This window comes from Bordetella sp. H567, from assembly GCF_001704295.1.
Classification (GTDB): Bacteria; Pseudomonadota; Gammaproteobacteria; order Burkholderiales; family Burkholderiaceae_B; genus Bordetella_C.
In genome coordinates, this window is the sequence record NZ_CP012334.1 from 2138120 (window position 1) to 2162226 (window position 24107).

The 24107-nt window shown below is 66.5% G+C and carries 19 protein-coding genes and 1 pseudogene; 6 read left to right on the top strand and 14 right to left on the bottom strand.

Annotated features, from left to right (window positions below; translation table 11 throughout):
* Positions 1–158 precede the first annotated feature (158 nt).
* Positions 159–554: a hypothetical protein gene (locus AKI39_RS25490; RefSeq protein ID WP_145925235.1), complete on the top strand. Its 396-nt coding sequence runs from the start codon at positions 159–161 to the stop codon at positions 552–554.
* A 287-nt stretch (positions 555–841) separates the two neighbouring features.
* On the opposite strand, the gene AKI39_RS26015 is transcribed toward AKI39_RS25490, so the two are convergent.
* From AKI39_RS26015 to AKI39_RS09715, 5 genes and pseudogenes are all read right to left on the bottom strand, one after another.
* A complete protein-coding gene (locus AKI39_RS26015) occupies positions 842–1558 on the bottom strand; it encodes an ABC transporter ATP-binding protein (protein WP_338012428.1) in 717 nt (238 codons plus the stop codon).
* A gap of 84 nt (positions 1559–1642) precedes the next feature.
* A pseudogene (locus AKI39_RS26020) lies at positions 1643–2392 on the bottom strand (ABC transporter ATP-binding protein); the annotation flags it as partial.
* On the bottom strand, positions 2389–4326 hold the full coding sequence (locus tag AKI39_RS09705; RefSeq protein ID WP_066634941.1) for an ABC transporter permease: 1938 nt from the start codon (positions 4324–4326) through the stop codon (positions 2389–2391). The gene AKI39_RS09705 and the pseudogene AKI39_RS26020, both read right to left, overlap by 4 nt.
* Positions 4327–4423: 97 nt before the next feature.
* A complete protein-coding gene (locus AKI39_RS09710) occupies positions 4424–5680 on the bottom strand; it encodes an ABC transporter substrate-binding protein (protein WP_083228737.1) in 1257 nt (418 codons plus the stop codon).
* A 337-nt stretch (positions 5681–6017) separates the two neighbouring features.
* Entirely contained in the window at positions 6018–10649 is a 4632-nt protein-coding gene (locus AKI39_RS09715; RefSeq protein ID WP_083228738.1) for a DEAD/DEAH box helicase, read from the bottom strand.
* A 119-nt stretch (positions 10650–10768) separates the two neighbouring features.
* Between AKI39_RS09715 and AKI39_RS09720 the strand changes: the two genes are divergently transcribed.
* Positions 10769–11665: a LysR family transcriptional regulator gene (locus AKI39_RS09720; RefSeq protein WP_066634943.1), complete on the top strand. Its 897-nt coding sequence runs from the start codon at positions 10769–10771 to the stop codon at positions 11663–11665.
* A 90-nt stretch (positions 11666–11755) separates the two neighbouring features.
* Here AKI39_RS09720 and AKI39_RS09725 read toward each other — a convergent pair whose 3' ends face one another.
* Genes AKI39_RS09725 through AKI39_RS09755 form a run of 7 tightly spaced genes read right to left on the bottom strand, consistent with a single transcriptional unit; the run spans position 11756 to position 18655 of the window.
* Entirely contained in the window at positions 11756–12640 is an 885-nt protein-coding gene (locus AKI39_RS09725) for an ABC transporter permease (protein ID WP_066634945.1), read from the bottom strand.
* A 4-nt stretch (positions 12641–12644) separates the two neighbouring features.
* The gene (locus AKI39_RS09730; RefSeq protein WP_066634947.1) at positions 12645–13577 is read right to left on the bottom strand and encodes an ABC transporter permease; all 933 of its coding nucleotides are present in this window, start codon (positions 13575–13577) and stop codon (positions 12645–12647) included.
* Positions 13574–14311 carry a glycerophosphodiester phosphodiesterase gene (locus tag AKI39_RS09735; protein ID WP_083228739.1) on the bottom strand — a complete coding sequence of 246 codons (738 nt, stop codon included), beginning with the start codon at positions 14309–14311 and terminating at the stop codon, positions 13574–13576. Before AKI39_RS09735 ends, AKI39_RS09730 begins: the two co-directional genes overlap by 4 nt.
* A complete protein-coding gene (locus AKI39_RS09740; protein WP_066634956.1) occupies positions 14304–15311 on the bottom strand; it encodes an ABC transporter ATP-binding protein in 1008 nt (335 codons plus the stop codon). The genes AKI39_RS09735 and AKI39_RS09740 overlap by 8 nt, the downstream gene beginning before the upstream one ends.
* Positions 15308–16135 carry an ATP-binding cassette domain-containing protein gene (locus AKI39_RS09745; RefSeq protein ID WP_066634958.1) on the bottom strand — a complete coding sequence of 276 codons (828 nt, stop codon included), beginning with the start codon at positions 16133–16135 and terminating at the stop codon, positions 15308–15310. Before AKI39_RS09745 ends, AKI39_RS09740 begins: the two co-directional genes overlap by 4 nt.
* Positions 16136–17758: an ABC transporter substrate-binding protein gene (locus AKI39_RS09750; RefSeq protein WP_066634965.1), complete on the bottom strand. Its 1623-nt coding sequence runs from the start codon at positions 17756–17758 to the stop codon at positions 16136–16138.
* Between the two features lie 57 nt (positions 17759–17815).
* Positions 17816–18655, bottom strand: a complete 840-nt coding sequence (locus AKI39_RS09755) for a MurR/RpiR family transcriptional regulator (protein WP_066634968.1) — start codon at positions 18653–18655, stop codon at positions 17816–17818.
* A 257-nt stretch (positions 18656–18912) separates the two neighbouring features.
* On the opposite strand from AKI39_RS09755, the gene AKI39_RS09760 reads away from it, so the two are divergent.
* On the top strand, positions 18913–19956 hold the full coding sequence (locus AKI39_RS09760; protein WP_066634970.1) for a lysophospholipase: 1044 nt from the start codon (positions 18913–18915) through the stop codon (positions 19954–19956).
* Between the two features lie 90 nt (positions 19957–20046).
* Here AKI39_RS09760 and umoC read toward each other — a convergent pair whose 3' ends face one another.
* Entirely contained in the window at positions 20047–20481 is a 435-nt protein-coding gene (gene umoC / locus AKI39_RS25145; RefSeq protein WP_158515166.1) for a UmoC family flagellar biogenesis regulator, read from the bottom strand.
* A 268-nt stretch (positions 20482–20749) separates the two neighbouring features.
* Entirely contained in the window at positions 20750–21547 is a 798-nt protein-coding gene (locus AKI39_RS09770; RefSeq protein ID WP_083229088.1) for a 2OG-Fe(II) oxygenase, read from the bottom strand.
* A gap of 391 nt (positions 21548–21938) precedes the next feature.
* Here AKI39_RS09770 and AKI39_RS09775 point away from each other — a divergent pair, with 391 nt between their 5' ends.
* The 3 genes from AKI39_RS09775 to AKI39_RS09785 are packed head-to-tail and all read left to right on the top strand — an operon-like array spanning position 21939 to position 24050.
* Entirely contained in the window at positions 21939–22688 is a 750-nt protein-coding gene (locus AKI39_RS09775; RefSeq protein ID WP_066634973.1) for an amino acid ABC transporter permease, read from the top strand.
* Positions 22688–23338, top strand: coding sequence for an amino acid ABC transporter permease (locus tag AKI39_RS09780; RefSeq protein WP_066634976.1), 651 nt, complete (start codon positions 22688–22690; stop codon positions 23336–23338). Before AKI39_RS09775 ends, AKI39_RS09780 begins: the two co-directional genes overlap by 1 nt.
* Positions 23322–24050, top strand: coding sequence for an amino acid ABC transporter ATP-binding protein (locus AKI39_RS09785; RefSeq protein ID WP_066634978.1), 729 nt, complete (start codon positions 23322–23324; stop codon positions 24048–24050). Before AKI39_RS09780 ends, AKI39_RS09785 begins: the two co-directional genes overlap by 17 nt.
* Positions 24051–24107: the final 57 nt, after the last annotated feature.

Sequence of the window (24107 nt, forward strand, 5' to 3'; positions counted from 1 at the left end):
GGGCCGATGACGCTGCTGTGACGCGAAATCAAAAAAAATCTGCATGCGATGAAAGGCGTCCGGTGGCAGATGCCATTACCTTGGTAGCGTCCAGCGGAAGAAATTCTCCGAACGGTAGTCCCCATGCGCTGGAGCGTCCTCTAAATTGGAGTGCTTACATGTCTGGATCCACGACTAGCCTCAAGGCGAATAACGGTTATTACTGGAGGGTCGATCCCATCGGCAAAATGGTGTCGCCAAATGGTACTGTGACAGACGATCCCTATTGCCGTTTCACTATCGCAGGGTCAAGTATTTTTTCGGTAGGCGCCAGCTTTTACGTCGGACCTGGACAGGGCAACCAATCTGCGTACTTGTACGCTACGTACCAGAATGCATATGCGATGGGAAATATGAGCGGCACTGTCGACAACGAGGCCAACTGGATCACGATCCAGTTCCAATTGCCAAACTATCAGTTCGTGGTGTGCGATGGAAATGCAATTAAAATCGAAGATGACATGAACATGGACCCACGTACCGTCTTCCAATGTGATCCGCCTTTCCCTTCCTGATATCCGTGAAGGCGCCAAAGTGATGGCATGACGCGGAGCGGGCTTTCATTTCCTGGAAGTTTATTTTGAAATCCAGTTCTTCCGTTCTGAAGAAATGAAGGGCGACTGCATTTGCGAACTGCCGGCTGACATGAAAAAGTCCGTCGGCCCGAATAACGAACGTTTGCAGCTGCAGCCAACCAGGCGTTGGTGGAAAACACTGCGAGATGGGACGCGGGGCGGCTGATGCCTTCCAGGACCCGCCGAGGCGCATCCGCCTTTCGCGGCGCTCGCGGCCCATGGAGCCGTCAAGCCGGGTTGGTGTCTACGGCCACGTCGACATGGCGGATTTCCCCTTTCTCCACCACGTACTTCCGGTCCGCCACCATGTCCGCGAAGCGGGCGTTCTGCTCCGATAGCAGCACGCTGGCGCCTTGCTGCTTCAGGGCGATGATGGCCTGCGCCATCTGCTCCACGATGATGGGCGCGACGCCTTCGGAGGGTTCGTCCAGCAGCACCAGGTAGGGGTTGCCCATGAGCGTGCGCGCGACGGTCAGCATCTGCTGTTCGCCGCCGCTCATGTGGCCGCCCGGGCGGCTCTGCATGGCCCGCAGGTTGGGGAACAGGGTATAGAGCTGGTCGGTGCTCCAGCGCGGCGCGGGCCGGCCGTCCGGCCAGGATCGCGGCGGCTGCTGGCCGACTTGCAGGTTCTCCCGCACCGTCAGGTCCGCGAAGATCCGCCTGTCCTCGGGGACGAAGCCCAACCCTGCCTTGGCGATCTGGTCTGGCCGCTGATGGGAGATGTCCTGGCCCATGAACGTCACCTGGCCGCTGCGCTTTGCCAGCATGCCCATGATGGCTTTCAGGGTGGTGGATTTGCCCGCGCCGTTGCGGCCCATCAGCGCGACGACTTCGCCACGGCGGACTTCCAGATCGATGTCGAACAGGATGTGCGCGGCGCCATACCAGGCGTTCAGCTTCCGGACGCGCAACAGCACGTCCGCCTCGGGCGGCGTGGCGGCGATCCGGTGACCGGGAACGCCGGGCGGGCCGTCATGGGGCGCAGGTGGCCCGGGCTGCGCTTGCCTTGACGTCGACAAAGCCGACGCCTCGAAGGTGGACCCTGAACCGAAGTACACCGCCTGCACCTTCGGGTCCGCGCGCACATCGCGCGCGCTGCCTTCGGCGATCAGCTTGCCGCGGGCCAGCACGATGACGCGGTCGGCATGCGCAAAGACGACATCCATGCTGTGCTCGGTGAACAGCACGGCCATTCGGCGTTCGACGACCAGCCGTTTGGTCAGGGACATCAATGCATTGCGCTCGCTCGTCGCCATGCCGGCCGTGGGTTCGTCCATTAGCAGCAGCTTGGGGTCGTTGGCCAGGGCCATGGCCAGCTCGAGGCGCTTGACGTCGCCGTAGGCCAGTTCGCTGCAAGGGCGATGCGCCTGGTCCGCCATGCCGACCTGCTCCAGCAGGCCCAGCGCCTGCGTGCGGTATTGCGCCGCGGCTGGCCTGCCCATCGAGAAGACGCGTCGATGGTGGGACAACAGGGTCATCTGCACGTTCTCGACTACCGAGAGCGACGCGAAGGTTTCGGTGATCTGGAAGGTGCGGCCGACGCCCAGCCGCCAGATATCGCGCGGATGCAGCCTCGTCAGGCTTTTGCCGTCCAGGGTAATGGAGCCGGTGGTGGGCTCGATCTGCCCGCCCACCATGTTGAAGGTGGTGGATTTGCCGGCGCCGTTGGGGCCGATGAGCGCCAGCAGTTCACCGGGCGCGACATCGAAATCGATACCGTCGACCGCTGCCACGCCGCCGAAGCGCTTGCCGAGATTACGGACCTGCAGCAGGCTCATGGCGTGCCTCCCCACGAGCCCCTGCCGGAAGGCGGTTGCACATCGCCGCCGCCAGCATGCCAGCGTTCCGCCACTTGCCGCACAAAGCCGGCAATCCCTTGGGGGAAGGCCAGCACCAGCAGCAGGATCACGCCGCCCAGCATGGCGCGCCAGTACTCCGTGGCGCGCATGACGTTGTCCTGCAGCCAGGTGAACGTAGTGGCGCCCACGATGGGGCCGGCCAGCGTCTGGATGCCGCCCAGCAGCACCATGACCAGGCCATCGACCGACTTGCCGACGGCCATGACGTCCGGCGCGATGCTGCCCTTGGAGAAGGCATACAGGGAACCGGCCAGGCCGGCGAACAGGCCGGCGATCACGAACGCCGCCCATTGCACCCGCCTGACATCGATGCCGATGGCATCGCTGCGCAATGCCGAATCCCGTCCCGCGCGCATGGCATAGCCGAACGGCGCGAACAGCACGCGCCGCAACAGCAGCACCCCTGCGACCGCCAGCGCCAGCGCCAGGTAGTAGTAGGCGTAGCCCGTCGACAGCCAGGCCGACGGCCACAGGCCCGTGATGCCGTTGGAGCCGCCCGTCAATCCATCCCACTGGAACACCACGGACCAGACGATCTGCGAGAAGGCGAGCGTCAGCATGGCCAGGTAGACGCCGGACAGGCGCACGCAGAACCAGCCGAAAACCAGCGCGCCGAGCGCCGCGACCAGCGGCCCCAGCATCAAGGCCGCTTCCATCGGCAGCGCCAGGCTTTTCAGCAGCAATGCGGCGCCATACGCGCCCAGGCCGAAATACGCCGCATGGCCGAAGGAGTGCATGCCCGCCGGGCCCATGATGAAGTGCAGGCTGGCCGCGAAGAGGGTGGCGGTGAGGATGTCGGTGAGCAGGACGGTCGCATACGGAAAGCGATCGCCGATCAACGGCAACAGGATGAGAAGGGCGAGTAGGGTGCCGGCGAGGACGCGCAGGCCACGCGACGACGGCCGCAGGGGCGCTTCGATGGGCGCCGAGCCGCGCACCATGACGCTGGGACGGCCCAGCAGGCCCCATGGTCGTATCGCCAGCACGACGGCCATCACCAGGAATTCCGCGACCAGGGTCAGGGACGATAGCGAGATTTGAAACCCGGCGACGCTGACGGTGCCGATGGCGATGCACAAGGCCTTGATCTCCGCGATCAGCAGGGCCGCGATATAAGCGCCCGGTATGGATCCCATGCCGCCCACCACCACGACCACGAAGGCGTCGCCGATGGTGCGCAGGTCCAGGCCCAGGCTGGCCGGTTCGCGCGGCAGCTGCACCGCGCCGCCGAGTCCTGCCAGGGCGGCGCCCAAGGCGAAAACGCCGGTGAACAGCCAGGCCTGGTTGACGCCGAGTGCGCCCAGCATTTCCCTGTCCTGCGTGGCGGCGCGCACCAGTGTGCCCCAGCGGGTGCGGGTCAGCAGCAGCCACAGCAGGAACAGCACGGCCGGCCCGATGGCGATCAGCACCAGGCTGTAGGCGGGAAACTGCCTGCCAAGTATCGCCACGGCGCCGCCCAGGCCGGGGGCGCGGCGTCCCAATAGATCCTCCGGGCCCCAGATGGCCAGCGCCGCATCGTTGATGACCAGCACCAGCGCGAAGGTCGCCAGCAGCTGGAACAGTTCGGGCGCGCGGTAGATGCGCCGCAGCAGCGCCATTTCGACCAGCGCGCCGAATGCGCCGACGGCCAGGGCCGTGGACAGTACGCTGGCCCAGTACCCCAGGCCCGTCGCGCCGATACGCTCGGTCAGGCTATAGGCGACATACAGCCCGGCCATATACAACGAGCCATGCGCGAAATTGACGATGCGGGTCACGCCAAATATCAGCGACAGGCCCGAGGCCACCAGGAAAAGGGTGGATGCCTCGGCCAGGCCGTTCAGCAGCTGGACCAGTAATGCGTTGAGGTTCATGCAGGAAGATCCGGGGAAGCCGGCGCCAGGCAGGATGGGCGTACGCCGGCATCCTGGCGCGTACGCGCATGCCTGCCGCCGCTCCGGGGCGCCGCGATCAGTGCGCGGGGCGCAGCTTCCTGACTTCCTCGTCGGAAGGCAGGAAGTCCGCGCCGTTCATGTAGCGGTAGTCGACCATGATGCCCTTGCCGTCCTTCTGCGCGAGCTTGCCGACGAAGGCGCCCATGGTGGATTGATGGTCGATGGCGCGGTAGGTGATAGTGCCGAAGGGCGTGTCCGCTTTCAGGCCTTCGAAGGCCGCGATCAGTTTTTCCGTATCGGCGCCGCCGGCTTTCTTCATGCCGGCCGCCATGGACATGACCGAGCTGTAGCCGATGATGGAGCCCAGGCGGGGGTAGTCCTTGTAGCGGTCCTGGTAGGCCTTCAGGAAGGCTGCGTGCTCCGGCGTCTGGATGGAATACCAGGGATAGCCGGTAACGATCCATCCCGCGGGCGTTTCCTCCTTGAGGGGATCCAGGTATTCCGGTTCGCCGCTCAGCAGGCTGACGACGGGCGTCTTGGGAAACAGCCCGCGTGTCGTGCCCTCGCGAACGAGTTTCGCGACATCCGCGGCGAACAGCACGTTGAAGATCGCGTCCGGCTTGGCGTCGGCCAGGGCCTGCACGACGCTGCCCGCGTCGATCTTGCCCAGCGGGGTAGCCTGTTCGTTGACGAACTCGACGTCGGGCTGGGCCTTCTTCATCAAGGCCTTGAAGGTGGCGGCCGCGGACTGGCCGTACTCGTAGTTGGGGTAGACGATGGCCCAGCGCTTCTTGTTCAGCTTGGCCGCCTCCGGCACCAGCATGGCGGTCTGCATGTAGGTGGAGACGCGCAGCCGGAAGGTATAGCGGTTGCCGTCCTGCCAGACGATCTTGTCGGTCAGCGGTTCGCTGGCCAGGAAGAACACTTTTTTCTGACGCGCGAAGTCGGTCAGCGCCAGGCCGATGTTGGACAGGAAGGAGCCCATCAGCACGTCCACGCGCTCGCGCGACAGCAGTTCTTCGGCCGCCCGCACGGCGTCGCCCGGGTTGGCGTTGTCGTCGCGGGTGATCAATTCCAGCTTCCTGCCGTCGATGCCGCCAGCCGCATTGACCTGTTCGACCGCCAGTTCCATGCCTTTGCGGTAGGGCTCCAGGAAGGCGGGCTGGGATTTATAGCTGTTGATTTCGCCGATCTTGATCGCACCGCCTTGCGCGGCGGCGCTTGGGGGGAAGGCCAGGCCCAGCAAAGCGAGCGCGAAACTGACGCTGGTGAGCGCGGCTGCGCGAACCAGGCGACCGGCGGCTGGTTTCCGCGCGGTTTTTTTGATGTCCATGACTTCCCCTCGTGGCAATACTGAGCGATGACTCGCAATATTAAGGGCTTTGCACGCCGTCGCGGCCGGCCCAAGGCCGTGGATCCGTGGAAGCGGATGTGGCCGGCCGGAATCCAAGGCGCATTATCGGCGAAGGCGTAATTCTCACCAATTCTCAGGGGATATGAGAAGTATCAAATCCGTTGAGAATTGCTGATACTTGGTGGCGCGACGCGCGATGGCATTCCGCGGACCGCGCTCCAGGATCCGGAGCCGGCCCAGCGCAGCTACGTCGAAGTCGCCACCCGGCACATTGGCTTGGCGCATGAACCAGGCCAGCTGGCGACCCTACCGGCCCTCAAAGGTCCTCGGCTTCCAGGCTTTGCGCTTCTCCGGCGATCAGGACGCGCAGCAGCTTCTCTCGCTCGGGGCCTTCCAGCGTGTGGTCGTAGTGCGGCTTTCTGGCGATCCAGGTGGCGATGGGCAGGCCGTCGCGGAACAGGATGCGGTTGCCGGCCAGGGCGGGGACTTTGTCGCGGGGCAGCAGGGTGCCGCACAGGTTCAGCGGATCGACCGCCGAGATGCGGACCAGGGTGCCGTCCACGGGGCGGCGGCGCACCTCGCGCAGCAAGGGGATGGCTTCGGGCAGGGCGAACTGTTCTCCCGCCAGGCCGTCCACGAAGCGGCCGCCGCGGATTTCCCCGCGCGCCTCCATGCGGTGCAGGACGGGCAGCCATTCGCGCCAAGGCGGCAGCCAGCCCGGTTCACGGTCCAGCAGTCGCCAGAACACAACGCCGTAGCGGCGCAGCAGGACGCGCGCGATGTGTTCCAGGGTTTCCGGCGCGATGGCGGGACGGCGCGGCGGCTTCGGCGCGGCGCCGGCGCCGGATGCCGTGGCGATGGCGGCGGACATCGTGGCCAGCGCGGACTCCCGCGGGCGCCGTACCGGCGCCCAGCGGCCGGCGGCCTCCAAGGGATCCGGCATGGCGCCGCGGCGCCGGCGCGCGGCGTGCGCGGTGCGCCTGGAGGCCGGCACGAGCAGCGCACGCAAGCCCGCGAAGCTGTCGGCGGCGATCAGTCCCGCCGCCACCAGTTCGCCCAGCACTTCTTCCAGCTGGCCGGGCAGCAGGCGAGTTTCCGCGGCCAGTTCGTCGAAGAACATCGCGCCGCCATCCAGCAGCGCCGTCAGCACCAGTTGCGCGCGGGCGGAGACTTCCACCGGGTCTTCCAGATGCGGCAGGGCCTGCCAGACGCGCAAATGGCGTCGTGGCAGGATGGACATGGGCGTGGCGCGCACCGGTCCCGCGCCGGGACGGCTGCCGGCGCCGCGCGCGGGGTTGGACAAGCGCGTCCAGGCGATCTTGCCGGCGCGCGACAGTTCGTCCAGCCAGTCCGGCGCGTAGTCGGCGATGCGTGCGGCCAGCAACTCGCTTTCCCAGGCCCCCGCCGGCGCTTCGTAGCCTTCCAACTGGTCCAGGATGGTGGGCAGGGCGTGCGGACCGCGCAGGCGCGCGTCCGCCGACAGATGCTGCCAGTCGAACAGAAAGCGCATGAAGTCCTGCCGCGAGACGGGCTCGACCTCGCTGCGCAGGCGCTTGATGGTGTAGCGATGGATGCGGGCCAGCAGGTGGCGTTCGCACCATTCCTCGTCGCGCGCGCCAGGACTGAAGCGGCCGCGCATGACGCTGCCTTCGGCTTCGAGTTGGGCCAGCGCGATGGCGATGGCGGACGCCGGCCAGTGCAGCAGGCGGGCCAGCGCGCCGGTCGTAATGGGGCCGGACGCGCCCAGCCGGGCGCGGAGGATGTCGACGCGCGCGTTGTCCGTTTCCCATGCCGTGTCGTCGTCCAGCGGACGCAGCGCGGGGTCGGGGCGGGCGTCGGGGTAGGCGGCCAGCACGGCGCCCAGGCGCTCCAGCGCGACCCACAGGATTGATGCCGACGCCGATGCCGTGTCAGCCGCACCCGCACCCGCACCCGCTGGCGCGCCTGTTGCGGCGGGCGCGCGCACCTGCAAGCGGCAGGCGCGCCCGGCCTGTGCCAGCGCGCGCAGCCAGGTATTCCAGTTTTCGCGCGCATCGGCTTCGGCCACCGTGATGAATGCCAGCTCGTTCAATGCTTCATGCATTTCATCGGCATCGCGTGGCTCGGGCCAGGCCTCGTCGCGCACGCGCTGGATGGCATCGGCGTCCAGCGCGCCCAGGTCGTCGGCGCTGGCCGGGTCGGTCCAGCGACGCGCCATGACGGCGTGGGTGCGGCGTTCCTCCAGCGGCGCGTCGTCCAGGAAGGCATAGGGCTTGGCGCTGAGAATTTCCATCGCCAGCGGCGAGGGCGCGGGCAGGTCGCGGGCCATCAGGCGGCATTGCCCCTGCTCGATGCGTCGCAGGACGGCCAGCCATGTGTCGCTGTCCATGGCTTCATGCAGGCAGTCCTCCAGCGCCTGGCTGACCAAGGGATGATCCGGAATGTCGCGTTCGCCCTGGATGTTTTCCAGGCAGGCGGCCTGGTCGGGGAAAACCGCCGCCAGCAAGTCGTCGCTGCGCATGCGCTGGATGGGCGGCGGCACCTTCCGGCCGCCCGAGAACCGCGGCAGCGCCAGCGCGCAGCCCGCCGTCCAGCGCCATCGCACATTGAACAGCGGCGCATCCAGCACGGCCTGGACCAGCACATGTTCGGCTGTCGCCGCGCGCAGATAGCTCCAGACTTCCTCCAGCGGAAAGCTGTGCGCGTCCGACAGCGAGATAACGATGGCGTCCTCGGTCGCGGCGGCCTGCAACTCGAAATTGAAGCGGCGGCAGAAACGCTTGCGCAGCGCCAGCCCCCAGGCGCGGTTTACCCGGCTGCCGAAGGGCGCGTGCAGCACCAGCTGCATGCCGCCGGATTCGTCGAAGAAACGTTCCAGGATCAGGGTGTCCTGGGTCGGCAGCTCGCCCAATGCGGCACGGCCGCGGGCCAGGTAGTCGACAATCTGGCTGGCCGACGACATATCGATGCCGATGTCGTCGGCCAGCGCTTGCGACGCGCGGTCCAACACCGGTTGCCGATCACCGGCGGTCGCGGCGGCGGACGCCCGCTCCAGGTCGTCCGGCGTATCGCCCCGCAGATCGGCGAGGGCGCCGATGGGGGCGGCCCTGGCCACGGCGGTCGCCGCGCGGGCGCCATCGGCCGTCGAGGACCTGGCATCCGCCACCGCGATTTCTCCGCCAAGCAGCGCATTCACCCGTTCCCGCAGGCGCGCGACGCCGGCGGACAGCTCGTCGCTGCGGCCAGGCGCTTCTCCCATCCAGAACGGGATGCTGGGCGCCATGCCGTGCGCGTCCTCGACCCGCACGCGTCCGGTCTCCACGCGCAGGATGCGGTACGACGTATTGCCCAGCTGGAACACGTCGCCGGCCAGGCTTTCGACGGCGAAGTCCTCGTTCACGGTGCCGATGTTCAGGCCCTGCGGCTCGAGCACCACCGCGTAGTCGGCGTTGTCCGGGATGGTGCCGCCGGAGGTCATCGCGGTAAGCTGGCTGCCGCGCTTGCCGCGCACCGTGCGGGCCACGGCATCGCGGTGCACGTAGACGCCGCGTTGGCCATTGCGGCCCACATAGCCCGTCGCCAGCATGCGCAGCACCGCATCGAAGCGCTCGCGCGGCAAGTCCGCATAGGGTTCGGCCTGGCGTACCATCTCGTAGAGGGCGTCCTCGCCCCACTCGCGGCACGACACGTCGGCCACGATCTGCTGCGCCAGCACGTCCAGCGGGGCACGGGGAATCCGCAGCAGGTCCAGTTCCCCGCGCCGTACACAGTCCAGCAGGGCCGCGCATTCGATCAGGTCGTCGCGCGACGTGGGAAACAAGCGCCCCTTCGGCACGCCGCCCACATGGTGGCCCGCGCGCCCCACGCGCTGCAGCAGCGCCGATATCCCGCGCGGGGACCCCACCTGGCATACCAGGTCCACGTCGCCGATGTCGATGCCCAGTTCCAGCGAGGCCGTCGCCACCAGGACCTGCAGATCGCCGCGCTTCAGGCGCTGTTCCGCATGCAGGCGGTGTTCCTTGGACAGGCTGCCATGGTGGGCGGCCACGGCATCTTCGCCCAGGCGTTGCGCCAGGTGCCGCGCGGCACGTTCGGCCATGCGGCGCGTATTCACGAACACCAATGTCGTGCGGTGCTGCGCCGCCAGCACCGCCATGCGGTCGTATAGCAGGTCCCATACGTCGTTGGCCATCACCGCTTCCAGCGGTACCGGCGGCAGCTCGATCGCCAGATCGCGCTGGCGGGTATGGCCGACGTCCACGATCGCGCAGTCGCCTGCCCGCGCGGTCCCGGCCAGGAAACGCGCTACCGCATCGAGCGGCTTCTGCGTGGCGGACAGGCCGATGCGCGCCGGCGGCTGCGCGCACAGTGCATCCAGCCGTGCCAGGCTCAGCGCGAGATGGCTGCCGCGCTTCGTGCCGGCCACCGCATGGATCTCGTCGACGATCACCGTGCGCGTCGTCGCCAGCATCGCGCGGCCGCTGGTGGAGGTCAGCAGCACATACAGCGATTCCGGCGTGGTCACGACGATATGCGGCGGCCGCTTGCGCATCGCCGCGCGGTCCTGTTGCGTCGTATCGCCCGTGCGTACCGCCGTCCGGATGCCGTGAGGGGGCAGGCCGCGGCGGCCCAGTTCTTCCGCGATACCGGCCAGCGGGACTTCCAGGTTGACACGGATGTCGTTGGACAGCGCCTTCAGCGGCGATACGTAGACGACCGTGGTCTGGTCGGGCAAGGTCCCGCCCGCCGCGATACTGTCGCGCACGAGCGCGTCGATCGCGGCCAGGAACGCCGTGAGCGTTTTACCGGAACCGGTCGGCGCCGCGATCAGCACAGGGCGGCGTTCGCCGATCAGCGGCCATGCCGCTTCCTGGGCCGGGGTCGGCGACGGAAAAGCGTGACGGAACCAGGCGGCGACGGCGGGGTGGAAGGCGTCCAGCGCCGCGGCGCCGGTACGGGCGGGAGTCATGCCTTCTTATATCGGGGCGCCGCGGCCGAAGTCAACCATCGCCCTTGCCGACGCTCGCGTCGAAGCGGCCCATGCCTGGCCAGGGCAACAGACCTGATCTGCGGCTAACATTCGCACCCATGAAGACGACCCTGGACGAAATGCAGACCTTCATCGCCGTGGTGGACACCGGCTCCATCACGGCGGCATCCGCCCAGCTGGGCCAGACGGTGTCGGCTATCAGCCGCGCGCTGGCCCGGCTGGAACGCAAGCTCGACACGACCCTCCTGCAGCGCACCACCCGGCGACTGGCGCTGACCGAAGAAGGCAAGCTCTTCCTGGCCGACGCCCGGCGCATCGTCGACTCCGTGGACGCCATGGAAGAGCAACTGGCCGTCCGGCGTCACGTCCCGGCGGGCCTGCTGCGCGTCAACGCCGCATCGCCCTTCATGCTGCACGTCGTCGTCCCGCTGGTCGGGGGCTTTCGCGAGCAATACCCGGAAATCGCGCTGGAATTGCATACCAGCGACCAGATCATCGACCTTCTGGAGCAGCGCACCGATATCGCCATCCGTATCGGGCCCTTGCGGGACTCCACGCTGCACGCGCGGCCGCTGGGCAGCCACGCGCTGCGCATCCTGGCCAGCCCGGCGTACCTGGCCGAACGCGGCAAGCCCCGCACGCCTGCCGACCTGGAGCACCACAGCCTGCTGGGCTTCACCCAGCCGGAAACCCTGAACCACTGGCCGCTGCGGCATGCCGGCGGCGCAAGCCTGGCCATCCAGCCGACCCTGTCGGCCTCCAGCGGCGAAACCTTGCGCCAGCTGGCCCTGGCGGGGCAGGGGCTGGTGTGCCTGGCGGACTTCATGACGCGGGAGGACCGCCGCCGCGGAGACCTGGTACAGGTGCTGGCGCGCGATACCGTGGAGGTGCGCCAGCCCGTGCACGCGGTGTACTACCGCAATACCCAGCTGGCCTCGCGCATCGCGTGCTTCCTGGACTATGTCGCCCAGCGGATGCGCGAACTGCGCGATTGAGGGGGCGGGACCTCGTCGAGGGCCGCGAGCTGCGACGGTATCCCAAGAAGCTGCTGCGGGATTGATACGGCTGCGAGCGGCGGGCTGTAGTCAGCCGACGTCGCGCAGCGACGGATCCAGCCGATCGCGGATCCAGTCGCCAACGATGGATATGGACATCGTCGTCAGGAAGATGACGGCCCCGGGCAGGATCGCGATCCACCATGCCGTCATCAGGAAGGCACGGCCGGATCCCAGCATCTGGCCCAGGCTGGTCAAGGGCGGGCGTATGCCCAGCCCGAGAAAGCTCAGCGAAGTTTCCAGCAGGATGACCTGCGGAAAATTCAGCGTGAATTGCACGATCAGCACGCTCAGGATATTCGGCAGGATGTGCTTCGCGTATATGTGCCAGGGCGACGCGCCCAGGGCCTTCACCGCCATGGCATAACCCTGGTTGTTGGCCGAGATGACCACGCCGCGCGTCAGGCGCGCGAATACTTCCCAGCCGTAGAAACCCATGATGACGACGAATAGCGTGAAGCTGCCGCCGAATACGGCGATCAGTGCCAGCGCGATCAGGATGAAGGGCAGGGATGCCTGGACGTCCGTCAGCATCATGATGGCCTCTTCCACCACGCCGCGGAAATGCGCCGCCAGGAAGCCCAGCACCGTGCCGACCACCGCGCCGATGGCCGTGCCGCCCAGCGCCACCAGGACGCTGAAACGGATGGCATAGAGCAGCCGGCTGAGTATGTCGCGGCCCAGTTCGTCGGTGCCCAGCCAGTGCGCGCCGGTCCCGCCCAGGAAGAAGGGGGGCGCCAGGCGCAGCCGTAGCGTTTGCGCGCGGTAATCATAGGGTGCCAGCACGTCGGCCAGGCAGGCAACGCCCAACAGCAGCACGATGAAGACCATGGCCATTATCACCAGCGCGGGATAGCGCTTCTCGGCACGGACGTTCGCCGCTCCATTGCGACGCCAGGGTAGGGCGGATAGCATATTTTCAGCCCTCCTTGCGCGATGCGCGCATGCGGGGATCCAGCAGCGTGTAGATGAAATCCACCGCCAGGTTGGCAAGCACCATGGTCACGGCGGTCAGGATGAGGATGGCTTGCACCACCGCGAAGTCGCGCGACGTGACCGAGCCGACGAGCAGGCGGCCGATGCCGGGCCAGCCGAACACGGTCTCCACGATGATGGAGCCGGCCACCAGGTCGCCCAGTTTCAAGCCGGCGATGGTGACGATCGGTATGGCGGCATTGGGCAGTGCGTGCCACGCCACGCGGCGCAGGCGCGGCACCCCCCTGGCGCGCGCCGCCACCATGTACTGGCGGTTCAGCACTTCCAGCATGGCGGATCGCGTGAACCGCGCGAAGACGCCGGCGAAGTGGGTGCCCAGCGTGACGGCCGGCAGGACCAGGTGCCACGCGCTGTCGGCGCCCGCGCTGGGCAGCAGCCGCAGGCGCAGCGAGAACAACAGTATCAGCAGTATGCCCAGGAAGAAGTTGGGCAGGCTGAAGCCCAGCACCGCGAAGCTCATTACGAAGCGGTCCACCGCGCGGTTGCGATTCAGCGCCGCGACTATGCCCAGGACCAACCCCAGCGCGAGGCCGAAGCCGAATGCCGTGAGACCCAGTCGCAGGGTATAGGGCAAGGCGGCGGCGATCAGTGCCGTGGCGGGCTTCTGGTCGGACAGCGACAAGCCGAAGTCGCCACGGAGCATGTTGCCCAGATACGAAACGTATTGCTCCCACAGCGGCTTGTCCAGGCCGAATTTCTGCCGGTACTGCTGCACGACCTCGGGCGAGGCTTGGTCGCCCACCAGCGCTTCGATGGGGTCGCCCGACAGGTTCAGCGCCACGAAGGTAAAAGTGACGACGATCCACACCGTCAGGAAGCCGCGAAGCAACTTGCGCGTCAGCAGGCCGGCGTTCATGGCGTCTCCGAGGGCCGCGGCGAAGCGGCCGTGCCAGTCATCAAGGGGGGATCGTTCAACAGCACGCCGCGCGGGCGCAATGCCAGGATGCGCGCCAGGCGCTCGGGCGTGGTGTCACCCACCTCGCATGGGGTGTTCTTGCCGCCCATGGTGATCCAGGTCGGTTTCGCGCGCACGACGCGGGCCGCGTCCGGATCGTCGACGTGTCCTTCCCACACCCGGAACGCCTGCGCGCCGGCGCGTTCGAATTCCTCGGCCCGGGAATAGTCAGGCAGGAAGGCCAGCAGGCGGACGCCTGGCAGCAGCGCGTGGGCCAATACCATCTGCGACAGGTCGCGCACGCCCATCCAGACCCGGGCGAGCGCATCGCAGGCGCGTATGTCGCGGACGATGGCTTCGATGATGTCCAGGTCCGGCGTCTTCACATCCATCAGGACCGGTCGCGACGGGGCAATATCGATAAGGGTGCGCGGCAAGGGCGACAGGCGCGCGCCGCCGGCTAGCGCGACCTCGCACAACTGAGCGGCCGTCATATCGGCGACTTCGCGCGGGTCTCCCGCGATGCGCGCCAGCGTGGCGTCGTGGCAGGCGAAGACGGCGCCGTCCTTAGACAGCCGTGCGTCGCTTTCGACGATATCCGCGCCGATGTCGATGGCGCCGCGGTATGCCGACTGGGTGTTCTCGGGATAACGCGTGGAGTAGCCGCGGTGGGCGATGATCAAGGGCTTATTCATGCTGGCTGCTTATCTGTTCCGCGAAATGGCACCGCACCGTGTGCGTGTCCCCCACGGGACGGAGAACCGGCATCTCTTGCGCGCAGCGGTCCTGCGCGTAAGGGCAGCGGGTATGAAAGCGACAGCCGCTGGGCGGCTGCGCGGGGCTGGGCGGATCGCCTTGCAGGACGATGCGCCCGGCCCCTTCGCGTCGCGGCGTGGCCGAGACATCGGGAATGGCCGACAGCAGCGCCCGGGTATAGGGATGCAGGGGGCGTTCGTAGAGGTCGTCGGTAAGCGCTTCTTCCACGATCTGGCCCAGGTACATCACCGCGACGCGATGGCATAGCCGCCGCACCACGCGCAGGTCATGCGAGATGAACAGATAGGCGATGCCGTGGTCATGCTGCAGCTTTTGCAGCAAGGCGACGACGGTGGCCTGCACCGATACGTCCAGGGCGGACACCGGCTCGTCGCAGACGATCAGGCTGGGCTTGAGCGCCAGGGCGCGCGCGATGACCACCCGCTGGGCCTGGCCGCCGCTGATCTGGTGCGGGAAACGATCGCGCAGCGCATGGGGCAGCGTTACCGCGTGCATGAGGGCGTCCACCGTGGCATCGCGTTCCGAAGCCGGACCGATGCCGTGCAGGTCCAGCGGCTCCCGGATCTGTTTGGCGATGGACAAGCGTGGATCCAGGGCCGATAAAGGGTTCTGGAAAATGATCTGCACCTCGCGCCGCTTGGCGCGCCATTGCGCGTCGGTCAGGGGCGCCAGGTCCTGGCCCTTGAAACGGATCGCGCCGCGCGTCGGCCGTTCCAGCCCGACGATCATGCGGCCGGTGGTCGACTTGCCGCAGCCGCTTTCACCGACCAGGCCCAGCGTTATTTCGCCGGTACGCACGTGAAAGGAGACGTCCTCCACGGCACGTATGCCGTGGCCTTGGTGCCCCAACAGCGAACGCGAGGGGCCGAAATAGCGGCGCAGTTCGCTGACCTCCAGCAGGGGAGTGCGCGCCGTCATGCCCATTCCTCGCGCCACTGGTAGACGGGCGCGCGGGTATCCAGGCGCGGCATGGCCGCCAGCAATTCGCGCGTGTAGCTCTCGCGGGGCGCACTGAACAGGCGCGCGGCGGGCGCGGTTTCGATCACGCGGCCATGGCGCATGACGACGACATCGTCCGCCATCTCGGCGACCACGCCCAGATCGTGGGTGATGAACAGGATAGCCATGCCCAGCTCCGCTTTCAGGCGGTTCAGCAGTTCCAGTATCTGCGCCTGGATGGTGACGTCCAGCGCCGTGGTCGGCTCGTCGGCGATCAACAGGCGCGGACCGCAAGCCAGCGCCATCGCGATCATCACGCGCTGCGCCATGCCGCCGGAGAACTGGTGCGCGTACGAAGCGAGCCGCTGTTGCGGCTCCGGAATGCCGACCATCCGCAGCAGCTCGATGGCGCGCGCGGCTCGCCGGACGCGGTCCAGGGGCGTATGCAGGGCCAGCGTTTCGTCCAGCAGCCGGCCGACGGTATGTACCGGGTTGAGCGAGCCCAGCGGGTCCTGGAATACCATGCCTATGCCGGCGCCGCGCACACGCCGCAGTTCGCGTTCCGGCAGTTCCGCCAGGTCGCGGCCCTGATAAAGGATGCGGCCGGCGGTGCGGCGGCCGTTGCGCGCCAGCAGCCCCAATATGGTCTGGCACGTGATGCTCTTGCCGCTACCGCTTTCGCCGACGATGCACAGCGTGCGTCCCTGGCCCACGTCGAAGCCGACGTCATGCAGGACGTCGGCGTAGCCCGCCGCCGTGCGGAACCCCACGCGCAAGCCCTGTACGGAAAGGACGGTGTCCACCTATTTGGACCCGAAGGACAGGTTGTCGGGGCGGAAGTCCATGAAGTATTGGGAGTAGGGCTGCCACTGCACGTTTTTCTTCATGGCGTAGCCGGTGGCCGGGTTGTACAGCATGGTCATCGGCATATCGTCCTCGAAAATGTCGAGGACCTTGCGGTAGGTCGCGCGGCGCTGGGCCGGGTCGCCCACGGTGTACAGCGTCTGCGACAGCGTATTGAATGCCGGGGTGGGCGTATAGACCTTCGAGGATTTCTGCACTTCCGAGTTGGCGCCCCACAGGATCAGCAGCGAACCGGTCGGATCGGGAATGCGGTAGGTGTTCGACCACGCGTACATCTGGATGCCCGGCTTGCGCACGTCCTTGAAGCTGTCGACGAAATCGATGCGCACATTGATGCCGACAGCGCGCCACATTTCCTGCAGGATCTGCGCGGCCTCGACGTTGTACAGGTAGTAGTTGGGGATCAGGCGATAGGAGATTTCCTGGCCCTTGTAGCGGCTTTGCTTCAGCAGCTTCTTCGCCTGCTCGGGATCGTACGCATAGCCGACGCGATCCTTGTCGTACAGATTGCCGAAGCTGGGCAGCTGGTAGCCGTTGGGCGCGTAGGTCTTGCCTTTCCAGAGGGCGTCGATCAGGGCCTTGCGATCGATGGCCAGGCTAAGCGCGTGGCGCAGGTTCTTGTCTGAAAGGACCGGGTCATTGGTATTGAAGACGACGACATGGCTGTTCTCCTGCGGTACGGTCTTCAAGGTCAGATCCTTGTACGCGCCCAGGCCCTCCCATTGGTCGGGCGGGATTTCGGCGGCGATGTCGTACTCGCCGGATACGAGCCCGGCGATGCGCGCGGCGACTTCCGGCACGGACTTGAAGGTGACGGTCTTGGCGGCCGGCTTGCCTCCGTAGTACTTGTCGAAGGCCTGCAGCGTAATGTGGTCGTTCTTCTGGTAGCTACCGAACTTGTAGGGGCCGGTGCCTACCGGGTTGAAGCGCAGCGCCTTGGCGGCTTCGTCCATCCAGACCTTGGCCGGCACGCCGTCCTTGCGGTACTTGTTCCAGGCCTCGTCGCAGATGACGAATGACATATAGCTGGACAGCCGCTGCTCCAGCGAGGCGTCATGTTCGGCGGTGGTGAAGCGCACCGTCATGTCGTCCAGCTTTTCAACCTTCTTGAACGTGCCGAAGTAGGCGGGGCCCTCGGCGTAATAGGCGTCGGGGCCCCACAGGCGTTCGGCCGAAAACGTGGCCAGCACGTCATCGGCATTGAAGGGGCTGCCGTCGTGGCACAGCACGCCCGAACGCAGCTTGACCTCGAACGTGGTGGGCGTGCTCCAGCGCCAGCTGGTCGCGAGGGACGGCTCCAGCTTGGCGCCCCCGTTGGCCTCGGGATGATCGAAGTCCCGCCGTATAAGGGTATCGAAGATGGAGTAGTAGCCACGGACGTCGACGGTGCCGTTGCCGGCGGCGGGGTCCAGCGTGCGCGCCAGCTCGTTGACAGCGATGGTCAGGGTGGGCCGCGCGTCCGAGCCGGCCTGGGCCTGCGCGGCGCCGGCTGGCGCCATGGCCGCGGCTATCGGCATGCATAGCAGTACGCCCTTGGCGGCATACCGGTTTAGCTTGAACATGTGTGTCTCCCGCGCGCTTAGGTACAAGAATGGTGTGGGACCGCATGCAGCGCCGCATCAACGGCGGCGTGCGGTGCCGCCTGTTTTTTCGAATCCGACCCGCAGGTCTTCCAGCTTGGCCAGTGCTCCCATGGAGCGGCCGCGGTCGACCCGTGACAGTTCCAGGATGAGGGTGTTGCAGATGGCCATGGGCACCGTCAGGGATTGGAACTCGCCAGGTTCGCCGCGCCTGGCGGTGATGGTCAACCTGGCCTCGACGGGCAAGGTCAGGTCGGTCAGCAGGATGCTGGCCGCCCCCGCCTCGCGGGCGAGCCGCAGCGCGCGTGTCACGCCGGGACTGTCATGACGGAAGATCATGCCGAAGACCAGGTCCCTGTCGGTCAGGCTGATGAGTTCGTCGGCGGCTTGCCAGTCGGCATGCGCCAGGCCGAGCGCGTGGTAGCCCGAACGCTTCAGCCGGCGCGCGAACAGTTCCGACAGGCTGCCGGCATGGCTTTCGCCGATGACGATGATGTGGCGGGCCCGGCGCAGCGCTTCGGTGGCGGCGGCGATGTCCTTCTGCGTCACCTGTTCCATCAGGCGGCCGAGCGCGGCGATCTCGCCGGCGATGACGGATTCCAGCAGGGTGTTTCCCGTGGCATTGTCGATGCGCTTGCGCACGCGCGCCGATGCATCCAGCTCGAACACCATCGCTTCGCGCATGGCGCGGTAGGAATCGAAACCCAGTTTGCGGGCGAGCCTGCCCGCCGTGGACGGATGCACCCCCGCGCGTTCGGCGATCTTGTGCGCGGGCATGAAGCTGCCCACGGTCGTATCGGAAAGCAGCACGTCCACCAGCTTGCGGTCCGAGCCGGTAAGGGTGTCGTTCTTGTCGGCGACGAGGTCTTCGAAGCGCATCCTGGCGTCCAGGCGAATGCTCGGGGTCGAGCGATGAGCAGTGATCTTAATGCAAAATATATTGCAGAAGTTTGACACGTGCAATATTAGTTGCAGACTTGCCGCGCCGGGATGCGCGCGCCAGGGCCGGTTCGGCAAGTTGTCAGGGGCGGTGGCGTAGTCTTTCGGCGTCTGGCCGTATGGGCCGGCGCCTCGCCCTGGCGCGATATGCACGCGCCGGCGTTGATTCCAATTATTAGAACGAACGAGACGAAACCATGACGAGATCCATTTCCTTCGTGCTGCGGGCCTGTGCGCTGGCGCTCTTCACGGCCAATGCGGCCGTTGCCGCGTCCATGGGCGGCCCTTTGCGGATCGCCGATATGGGCAGCTTCTTCGTGGGCGGCCGCATCATCGACACACAGTACCCGGGCTCGTTCCCGGCCGGCCGGGTGCCCAATGGCAAGATCGCGGTCGACCAGATGTACGTCAGCTACGTCATCCCCGAGCATGCGAAGAAGACGCCCATCGTGCTGGTCCCCGGTGGCGGGCTGACCGGCGCCGAATACGAGACCACGCCGGACGGCAGGGAAGGCTGGGCGACCTATTTTGCGCGCAAGGGCTACCCGGTCTATGTGGTCGATACGCCGGGGCGCGGCCGCGCCGGCTTTGACGCGACGTCCATCGTCGAAGCCAAGGAAAAGAAGGATGCCGGCGTCCTGCCCTCAGGGCTGTTTACCGCGACGGGCGAGTTCGCCTGGACCAATTTCCGCTTCGGACCGCAGTTTGGCACCCCGTTTCCGGATACGCAGTTTCCTGTCGCGGCGATCGACGCTTTCGCCGCGCAGGGCGTACCGAACTCCGAAGCTACCCTGACTGGGGGCGGGCCGAAGACGGCGCCCATCGCGCTGGCCGCCTTGCTGGACAGGATCGGCCCGTCCATCGTCCTCGTGCATTCCTTGTCCGGTCCCTACGCCGATGCGCTGGTCGGGCTGCGGCCCAAGCGGGTGCGGGCCGTGGTCAATATCGAGGGCGCGCAGTACATCGTCCCCACCGATGCGCAGATTGCCGCCTACAAAGGCATCCCGGATCTTGAGCTGTTCGGCGATCACCTGGACGCCCAGGCGATCACGGGCGCCGTCAGGATGCGCGGCCGCCAGGCCGTCGTGGACAAGATCAACCAGCAGCCGGGCGGCAAGGCCAGGCTCGTGACGCTGCCCAGCGTCGGCATCCACGGCAACTCGCACATGATGATGCAGGACAGGAACAACCTGGTCGTGGCCGACTACATTCTGAAGTGGCTGGCGGTGCAGGCCAAGTAGGCAGGGCGGGCGCCCGCACCCCGTGGCGGGCAGGCGAACAGGCGGGCAGGCGAACAGGCGAACAGGCGTATACGAAGAGCCGGACATCTTTCAGTTCTGGCCCAGCTGCGTCGCGCGCCATTGCGTCAGCGCGACCTGGCATGCCAGTTCCATATCGCCCGCGCCCGAGCCGCCGAGCATGGCGGCGCCTTGGCGCCTGCATTCCTTGTGCATGAAGCTGTTGAAGCTGTCCTGCGAATGCTTCAAGGCGCGCAGCGCATCCGGTGTGGCGGCGGAATCGATCTTCTTCAGGCCGGACTCCACTTGCGCATAAGCCGCGCGCATGGCGTCATGCGCCTTCTTCAGCTGCGTCTTCAGGCAGCCCTGCATGGCGGTGCGTGGTTGATTGCCGATGGCCAACGCGCAGCGATCGAGGACGCTGGTTGCCGGGGACGCCTGCGTGGTGCTTGCGTTGCTGGCCGCGCATAGCAGCGCGCCGGCGGCCGCGGCGTAGATCAGATGCATGTACGGGCGGGTCCGTTTCATTGCCGACTCCTGGTTCGAACGCAGTGCAAAGCGATGCAGCCGATTGTAGGCATCGCACGCACCGCTGCCACGCGGAGGTGTGGAATAGGCATGAAATCGCCGATATCGTGCATGCTTGCAAAACAAATGGTGCATGCACGCAACGGTCGCGCGCGTGCGGCCTGGATATGCCGGTGTATGCAAGCAACGGTTCCGCAGGCGTCGCTTGCATATGCCGGTGCGCGTGTGCCGGCGCGGACGGTGGCGCGGTGGCCAAACGCGGCGGGGTTCAGGCGGCGTCGTGGAAGATCACGCCCAGCACGTGGCGCTGCCCCGTGCGCAAACGGCTGACGCCGTGGCGCAGCTTGACGCGATACACGCCGCGAGTTCCTTGTACCGGGCGCTCGTTGACCGCGAACACCACCGCGTCGCCCTTGTTCAAGGGCACCACCTCCACGCGGGACTGCATGCGCGGACGCTGCTCGGTCAGCACGAATTCACCGCCCGTGTAGTCGCTGTCCGGCCGGGAAAGCAGTACCGCGATCTGCAGCGGAAATACGTGTTCGCCATACAGGTCCTGATGCAGGCAGTTGTAGTCGCCGGGGCCATAGCGCAATAGCAATGGGGTAGGGCGTGCCTGGCCGGCCTGGTGGCAGCGCCGCAGGAAGCCGGCGTGCGTGGGCGGATAGCGCACGGGATTGCCCATCGCCGCATTCCAGCGGTTGGCGATGGGAACGAGATGGGGATAGGCCTGCTCGCGCAAGCCCTGGATCAGGCCGGGTAGCGGATAGGCGAAGTATTGGTATTCGCCGCGTCCGAACCCGTGGCGGCTCATGACGACGCGGCTGCGAAAGCGCCCGGCATCGTCATAACTGCCCGCCAGTGCATCGCATTGCGCGTCGGACAGCAGCCCGGGCAGCAGGCCGCACCCTTGGCTGTCCAGCGCTTGCGCCAGGGCGGCCCAATCCTGTCCGTGCAATCCGGCGGGAGTCCGATCCAGCTCGGACTCATGCGGTTGCGCGGGGCCGTGCGCCTGGCGCCGGGAAGGTTCGAGAAGAAGCGGGTTCTGATGTTCGGGAAGGGGCATGATCGGCTTGCCGTCGGCGATGCGATAGCCGGCGGCGACTCGTATCCCAAGGGCGCCGGCCGGGGACACATCCAGTCTAGGCCCGCTCGCGTCGGGACGCGCTCCGGAAGTTGCGCAGCCGCAGGCGGCTGGCGACCGAACGCGGGCCTGCACCGCCGGCCCTCTTATCGGTTGTCATATGAGTGCGGCCGGGCGTGTCCTGCGTTCAGCTTGGAGAAAGCCCTACCGCCCGCCGAGTCTAGGGATTTGTACCATGTACGTTGTCGTACATCGATGATATAGTCCCCGCCAGCGTATGCCGGTGTCCCCACCGCCGACCGGCACCGCGGCGTTCAAAAAAAGGGGCTGGCCAAAAGCACGGCTTCCCATAAAGAAAGAGACTTAGCGCGCGATGAGCTTTTCCCTGGATTTCAGTAGTCTGTGGCCCTACTGGCCGGTGTTCCTCAAGGGCGCGTGGCTGACCCTGAAAATGACCGCCGTGGCGATTTTCTTCGGCGTCATCCTGGGCACGCTGGTGGCTTTCGCCAAACGCAGCCGCTACCGCCTGCTGGCCCGCGCCTGCGCCGTGTATATCGAGGCGGTGCGCAACACACCCTTCCTGGTTCAGATCTTCCTGCTGTTCTTCGGCCTGGCCAGCGCGGGCATCCATCTGCCCACCTTTACCGCGGCGGTATTGGCGATGATCGTCAATATCGGCGCCTATGCCGCGGAGATCATCCGCGCTGGGCTGGAGGCCGTGCCGCGCGGGCAGATCGAGGCCGCGGAATGCCTGGGGCTGTCGCGCTGGCGCATCGGCTGGCATGTCATGCTGCAACCCGCCATCGAAAAGGTGTACCCGTCGCTGACCGGCCAGTTCCTGTTGATGATGCAGGCATCCGCGGTGGCATCGCAGATCTCCGCCGAAGAACTCACCGCCGTGGCCAACACGGTGCAGTCCGATACATTCCGCTCGCTGGAAACATACATTGTCGTCGCGGCGCTGTACCTGGTCTTGTCGCTGCTGATCAAGCTGCTGGCCTGGGTGGTGGGCGAATATGCCTTCAAGCGCCGCCGCGCGATCCGGCGCGCCGCGGCGCAAGCCGGCAAGCCGCCGCCCAAGCGCGCCAGCGTATCGGCGGCCATCAAGCGGGGGGCGGCGTAATGCACGGCTTTTCGATGGCGCACTTCTGGTACCTGGTGCAGTCGATAGGCTGGACCTTGGTCCTGTCCGCGCTGGCCTTCGTCCTGGGCAGCATCGGCGGGTTCGGCGTGATGTTGGCGCGGATTTCGCCGCGCCGTTGGCTGCGCGTGGCGGCGCTGGTCTATATCGAAATCATCCAGGGCATCCCGCTGCTGATCCTGCTGTTCATCGTCTATTTCGGCCTGTCGGTCTATGGCTACGAAGTACCGTCGCTGGTGGCGGCGGGGCTGGCCTTGATGGTCTACACCAGCGCCTATCTGGGCGATATCTGGCGCGGCTGCGTGGAAGCGATGCCCAAGCCGCAGTGGGAAGCTTCCGAATGCCTGGCGATGACCCGCTGGCAGACCTTGCGGCTGGTCATCATTCCGCAGGCCGTGCGTTTGGCGCTGCCTTCGACGGTCGGCTTCATGGTGCAGTTGATCAAGATGACCTCGCTGGCGTCGGTGATCGGCTTCATCGAGCTGACGCGCGCCGGACAGATCATCAACAACTCCATTTTCGAGCCCTTCCTCGTGTTCGGCCTGGTGGCCGCTTTCTATTTCGTGCTGTGCTACCCGCTGTCGCGCTGGAGCCAATCGATGGAGAACAAGCTCAATGTCGGCAATCGTTAAGCTGGACGACGTCTATAAGCGCTTCGGCTCGAACCAGGTCCTGCAGGGCGTTTCCTTCGAGGTGGCGAAGGGCGAGATGATCGCGGTGATCGGCGCCAGCGGCTCGGGCAAGAGCACGGCACTGCGCTGCATCGACCGGCTGGAAACCATAGACCAGGGCAGCATCGAAGTCTGCGGCATCCGCGTGGATCGCCCGGAAACCGACCTGCGCCAGTTGAGGCTGGAAGTGGGCATCGTGTTCCAGAGCTACAACCTGTTCGCCCACCTGACTGTGGAAGAGAACATCATGCTGGCGCTGCGGCACGTCAAGAAAATGCGCCGTGAGCAGGCGCGCGGCATCGCGATGTCGGTGCTGGAGCAGGTCGGCCTGGCGCAGAAGGCGGCCGCCTACCCGGAGCAGCTGTCCGGCGGCCAGCAACAGCGCGTGGCCATCGCACGTTCGCTGGCGATGTCGCCCAAGGTCATGCTGTTCGACGAGGTGACGTCCGCGCTCGACCCGCAACTGACCGGCGAAGTGCTGCGCGTCATGGAAGACCTGGCAGCCGGCGGCATGACCATGATCCTGGTCACCCACGAGATGGCCTTTGCCAAGCGCGTGGCCGATCGCATCATCTACATGCACCAGGGCAAGGTCTGGGAGGTCGGCGACGGCGGCATGCTGGACGCGCCGCGGACGCCGGAGCTGCGGGCCTTTCTGAGCAACGGGCTCTGAAGGCAAGCTCGGGCCTGTCGCCGCACGGTTTGCGCTTTTCATTCCCCCGGCACCACG

Bases quoted from the DNA above. Each gene is read 5' to 3' on its own strand.
- AKI39_RS25490 (WP_145925235.1), top strand. From the start codon at position 159: ATGTCTGGATCCACGACTAGCCTCAAGGCGAATAACGGTTATTACTGG.
- AKI39_RS09705 (WP_066634941.1), bottom strand. From the start codon at position 4,326: ATGAACCTCAACGCATTACTGGTCCAGCTGCTGAACGGCCTGGCCGAG.
- AKI39_RS09710 (WP_083228737.1), bottom strand. From the start codon at position 5,680: ATGGACATCAAAAAAACCGCGCGGAAACCAGCCGCCGGTCGCCTGGTT.
- AKI39_RS09715 (WP_083228738.1), bottom strand. From the start codon at position 10,649: ATGACTCCCGCCCGTACCGGCGCCGCGGCGCTGGACGCCTTCCACCCC.
- AKI39_RS09720 (WP_066634943.1), top strand. From the start codon at position 10,769: ATGAAGACGACCCTGGACGAAATGCAGACCTTCATCGCCGTGGTGGAC.
- AKI39_RS09725 (WP_066634945.1), bottom strand. From the start codon at position 12,640: ATGCTATCCGCCCTACCCTGGCGTCGCAATGGAGCGGCGAACGTCCGT.
- AKI39_RS09730 (WP_066634947.1), bottom strand. From the start codon at position 13,577: ATGAACGCCGGCCTGCTGACGCGCAAGTTGCTTCGCGGCTTCCTGACG.
- AKI39_RS09735 (WP_083228739.1), bottom strand. From the start codon at position 14,311: ATGAATAAGCCCTTGATCATCGCCCACCGCGGCTACTCCACGCGTTAT.
- AKI39_RS09740 (WP_066634956.1), bottom strand. From the start codon at position 15,311: ATGACGGCGCGCACTCCCCTGCTGGAGGTCAGCGAACTGCGCCGCTAT.
- AKI39_RS09750 (WP_066634965.1), bottom strand. From the start codon at position 17,758: ATGTTCAAGCTAAACCGGTATGCCGCCAAGGGCGTACTGCTATGCATG.
- AKI39_RS09755 (WP_066634968.1), bottom strand. From the start codon at position 18,655: ATGCGCTTCGAAGACCTCGTCGCCGACAAGAACGACACCCTTACCGGC.
- AKI39_RS09760 (WP_066634970.1), top strand. From the start codon at position 18,913: ATGACGAGATCCATTTCCTTCGTGCTGCGGGCCTGTGCGCTGGCGCTC.
- umoC (WP_158515166.1), bottom strand. From the start codon at position 20,481: ATGAAACGGACCCGCCCGTACATGCATCTGATCTACGCCGCGGCCGCC.
- AKI39_RS09770 (WP_083229088.1), bottom strand. From the start codon at position 21,547: ATGCCCCTTCCCGAACATCAGAACCCGCTTCTTCTCGAACCTTCCCGG.
- AKI39_RS09775 (WP_066634973.1), top strand. From the start codon at position 21,939: ATGAGCTTTTCCCTGGATTTCAGTAGTCTGTGGCCCTACTGGCCGGTG.
- AKI39_RS09780 (WP_066634976.1), top strand. From the start codon at position 22,688: ATGCACGGCTTTTCGATGGCGCACTTCTGGTACCTGGTGCAGTCGATA.
- AKI39_RS09785 (WP_066634978.1), top strand. From the start codon at position 23,322: ATGTCGGCAATCGTTAAGCTGGACGACGTCTATAAGCGCTTCGGCTCG.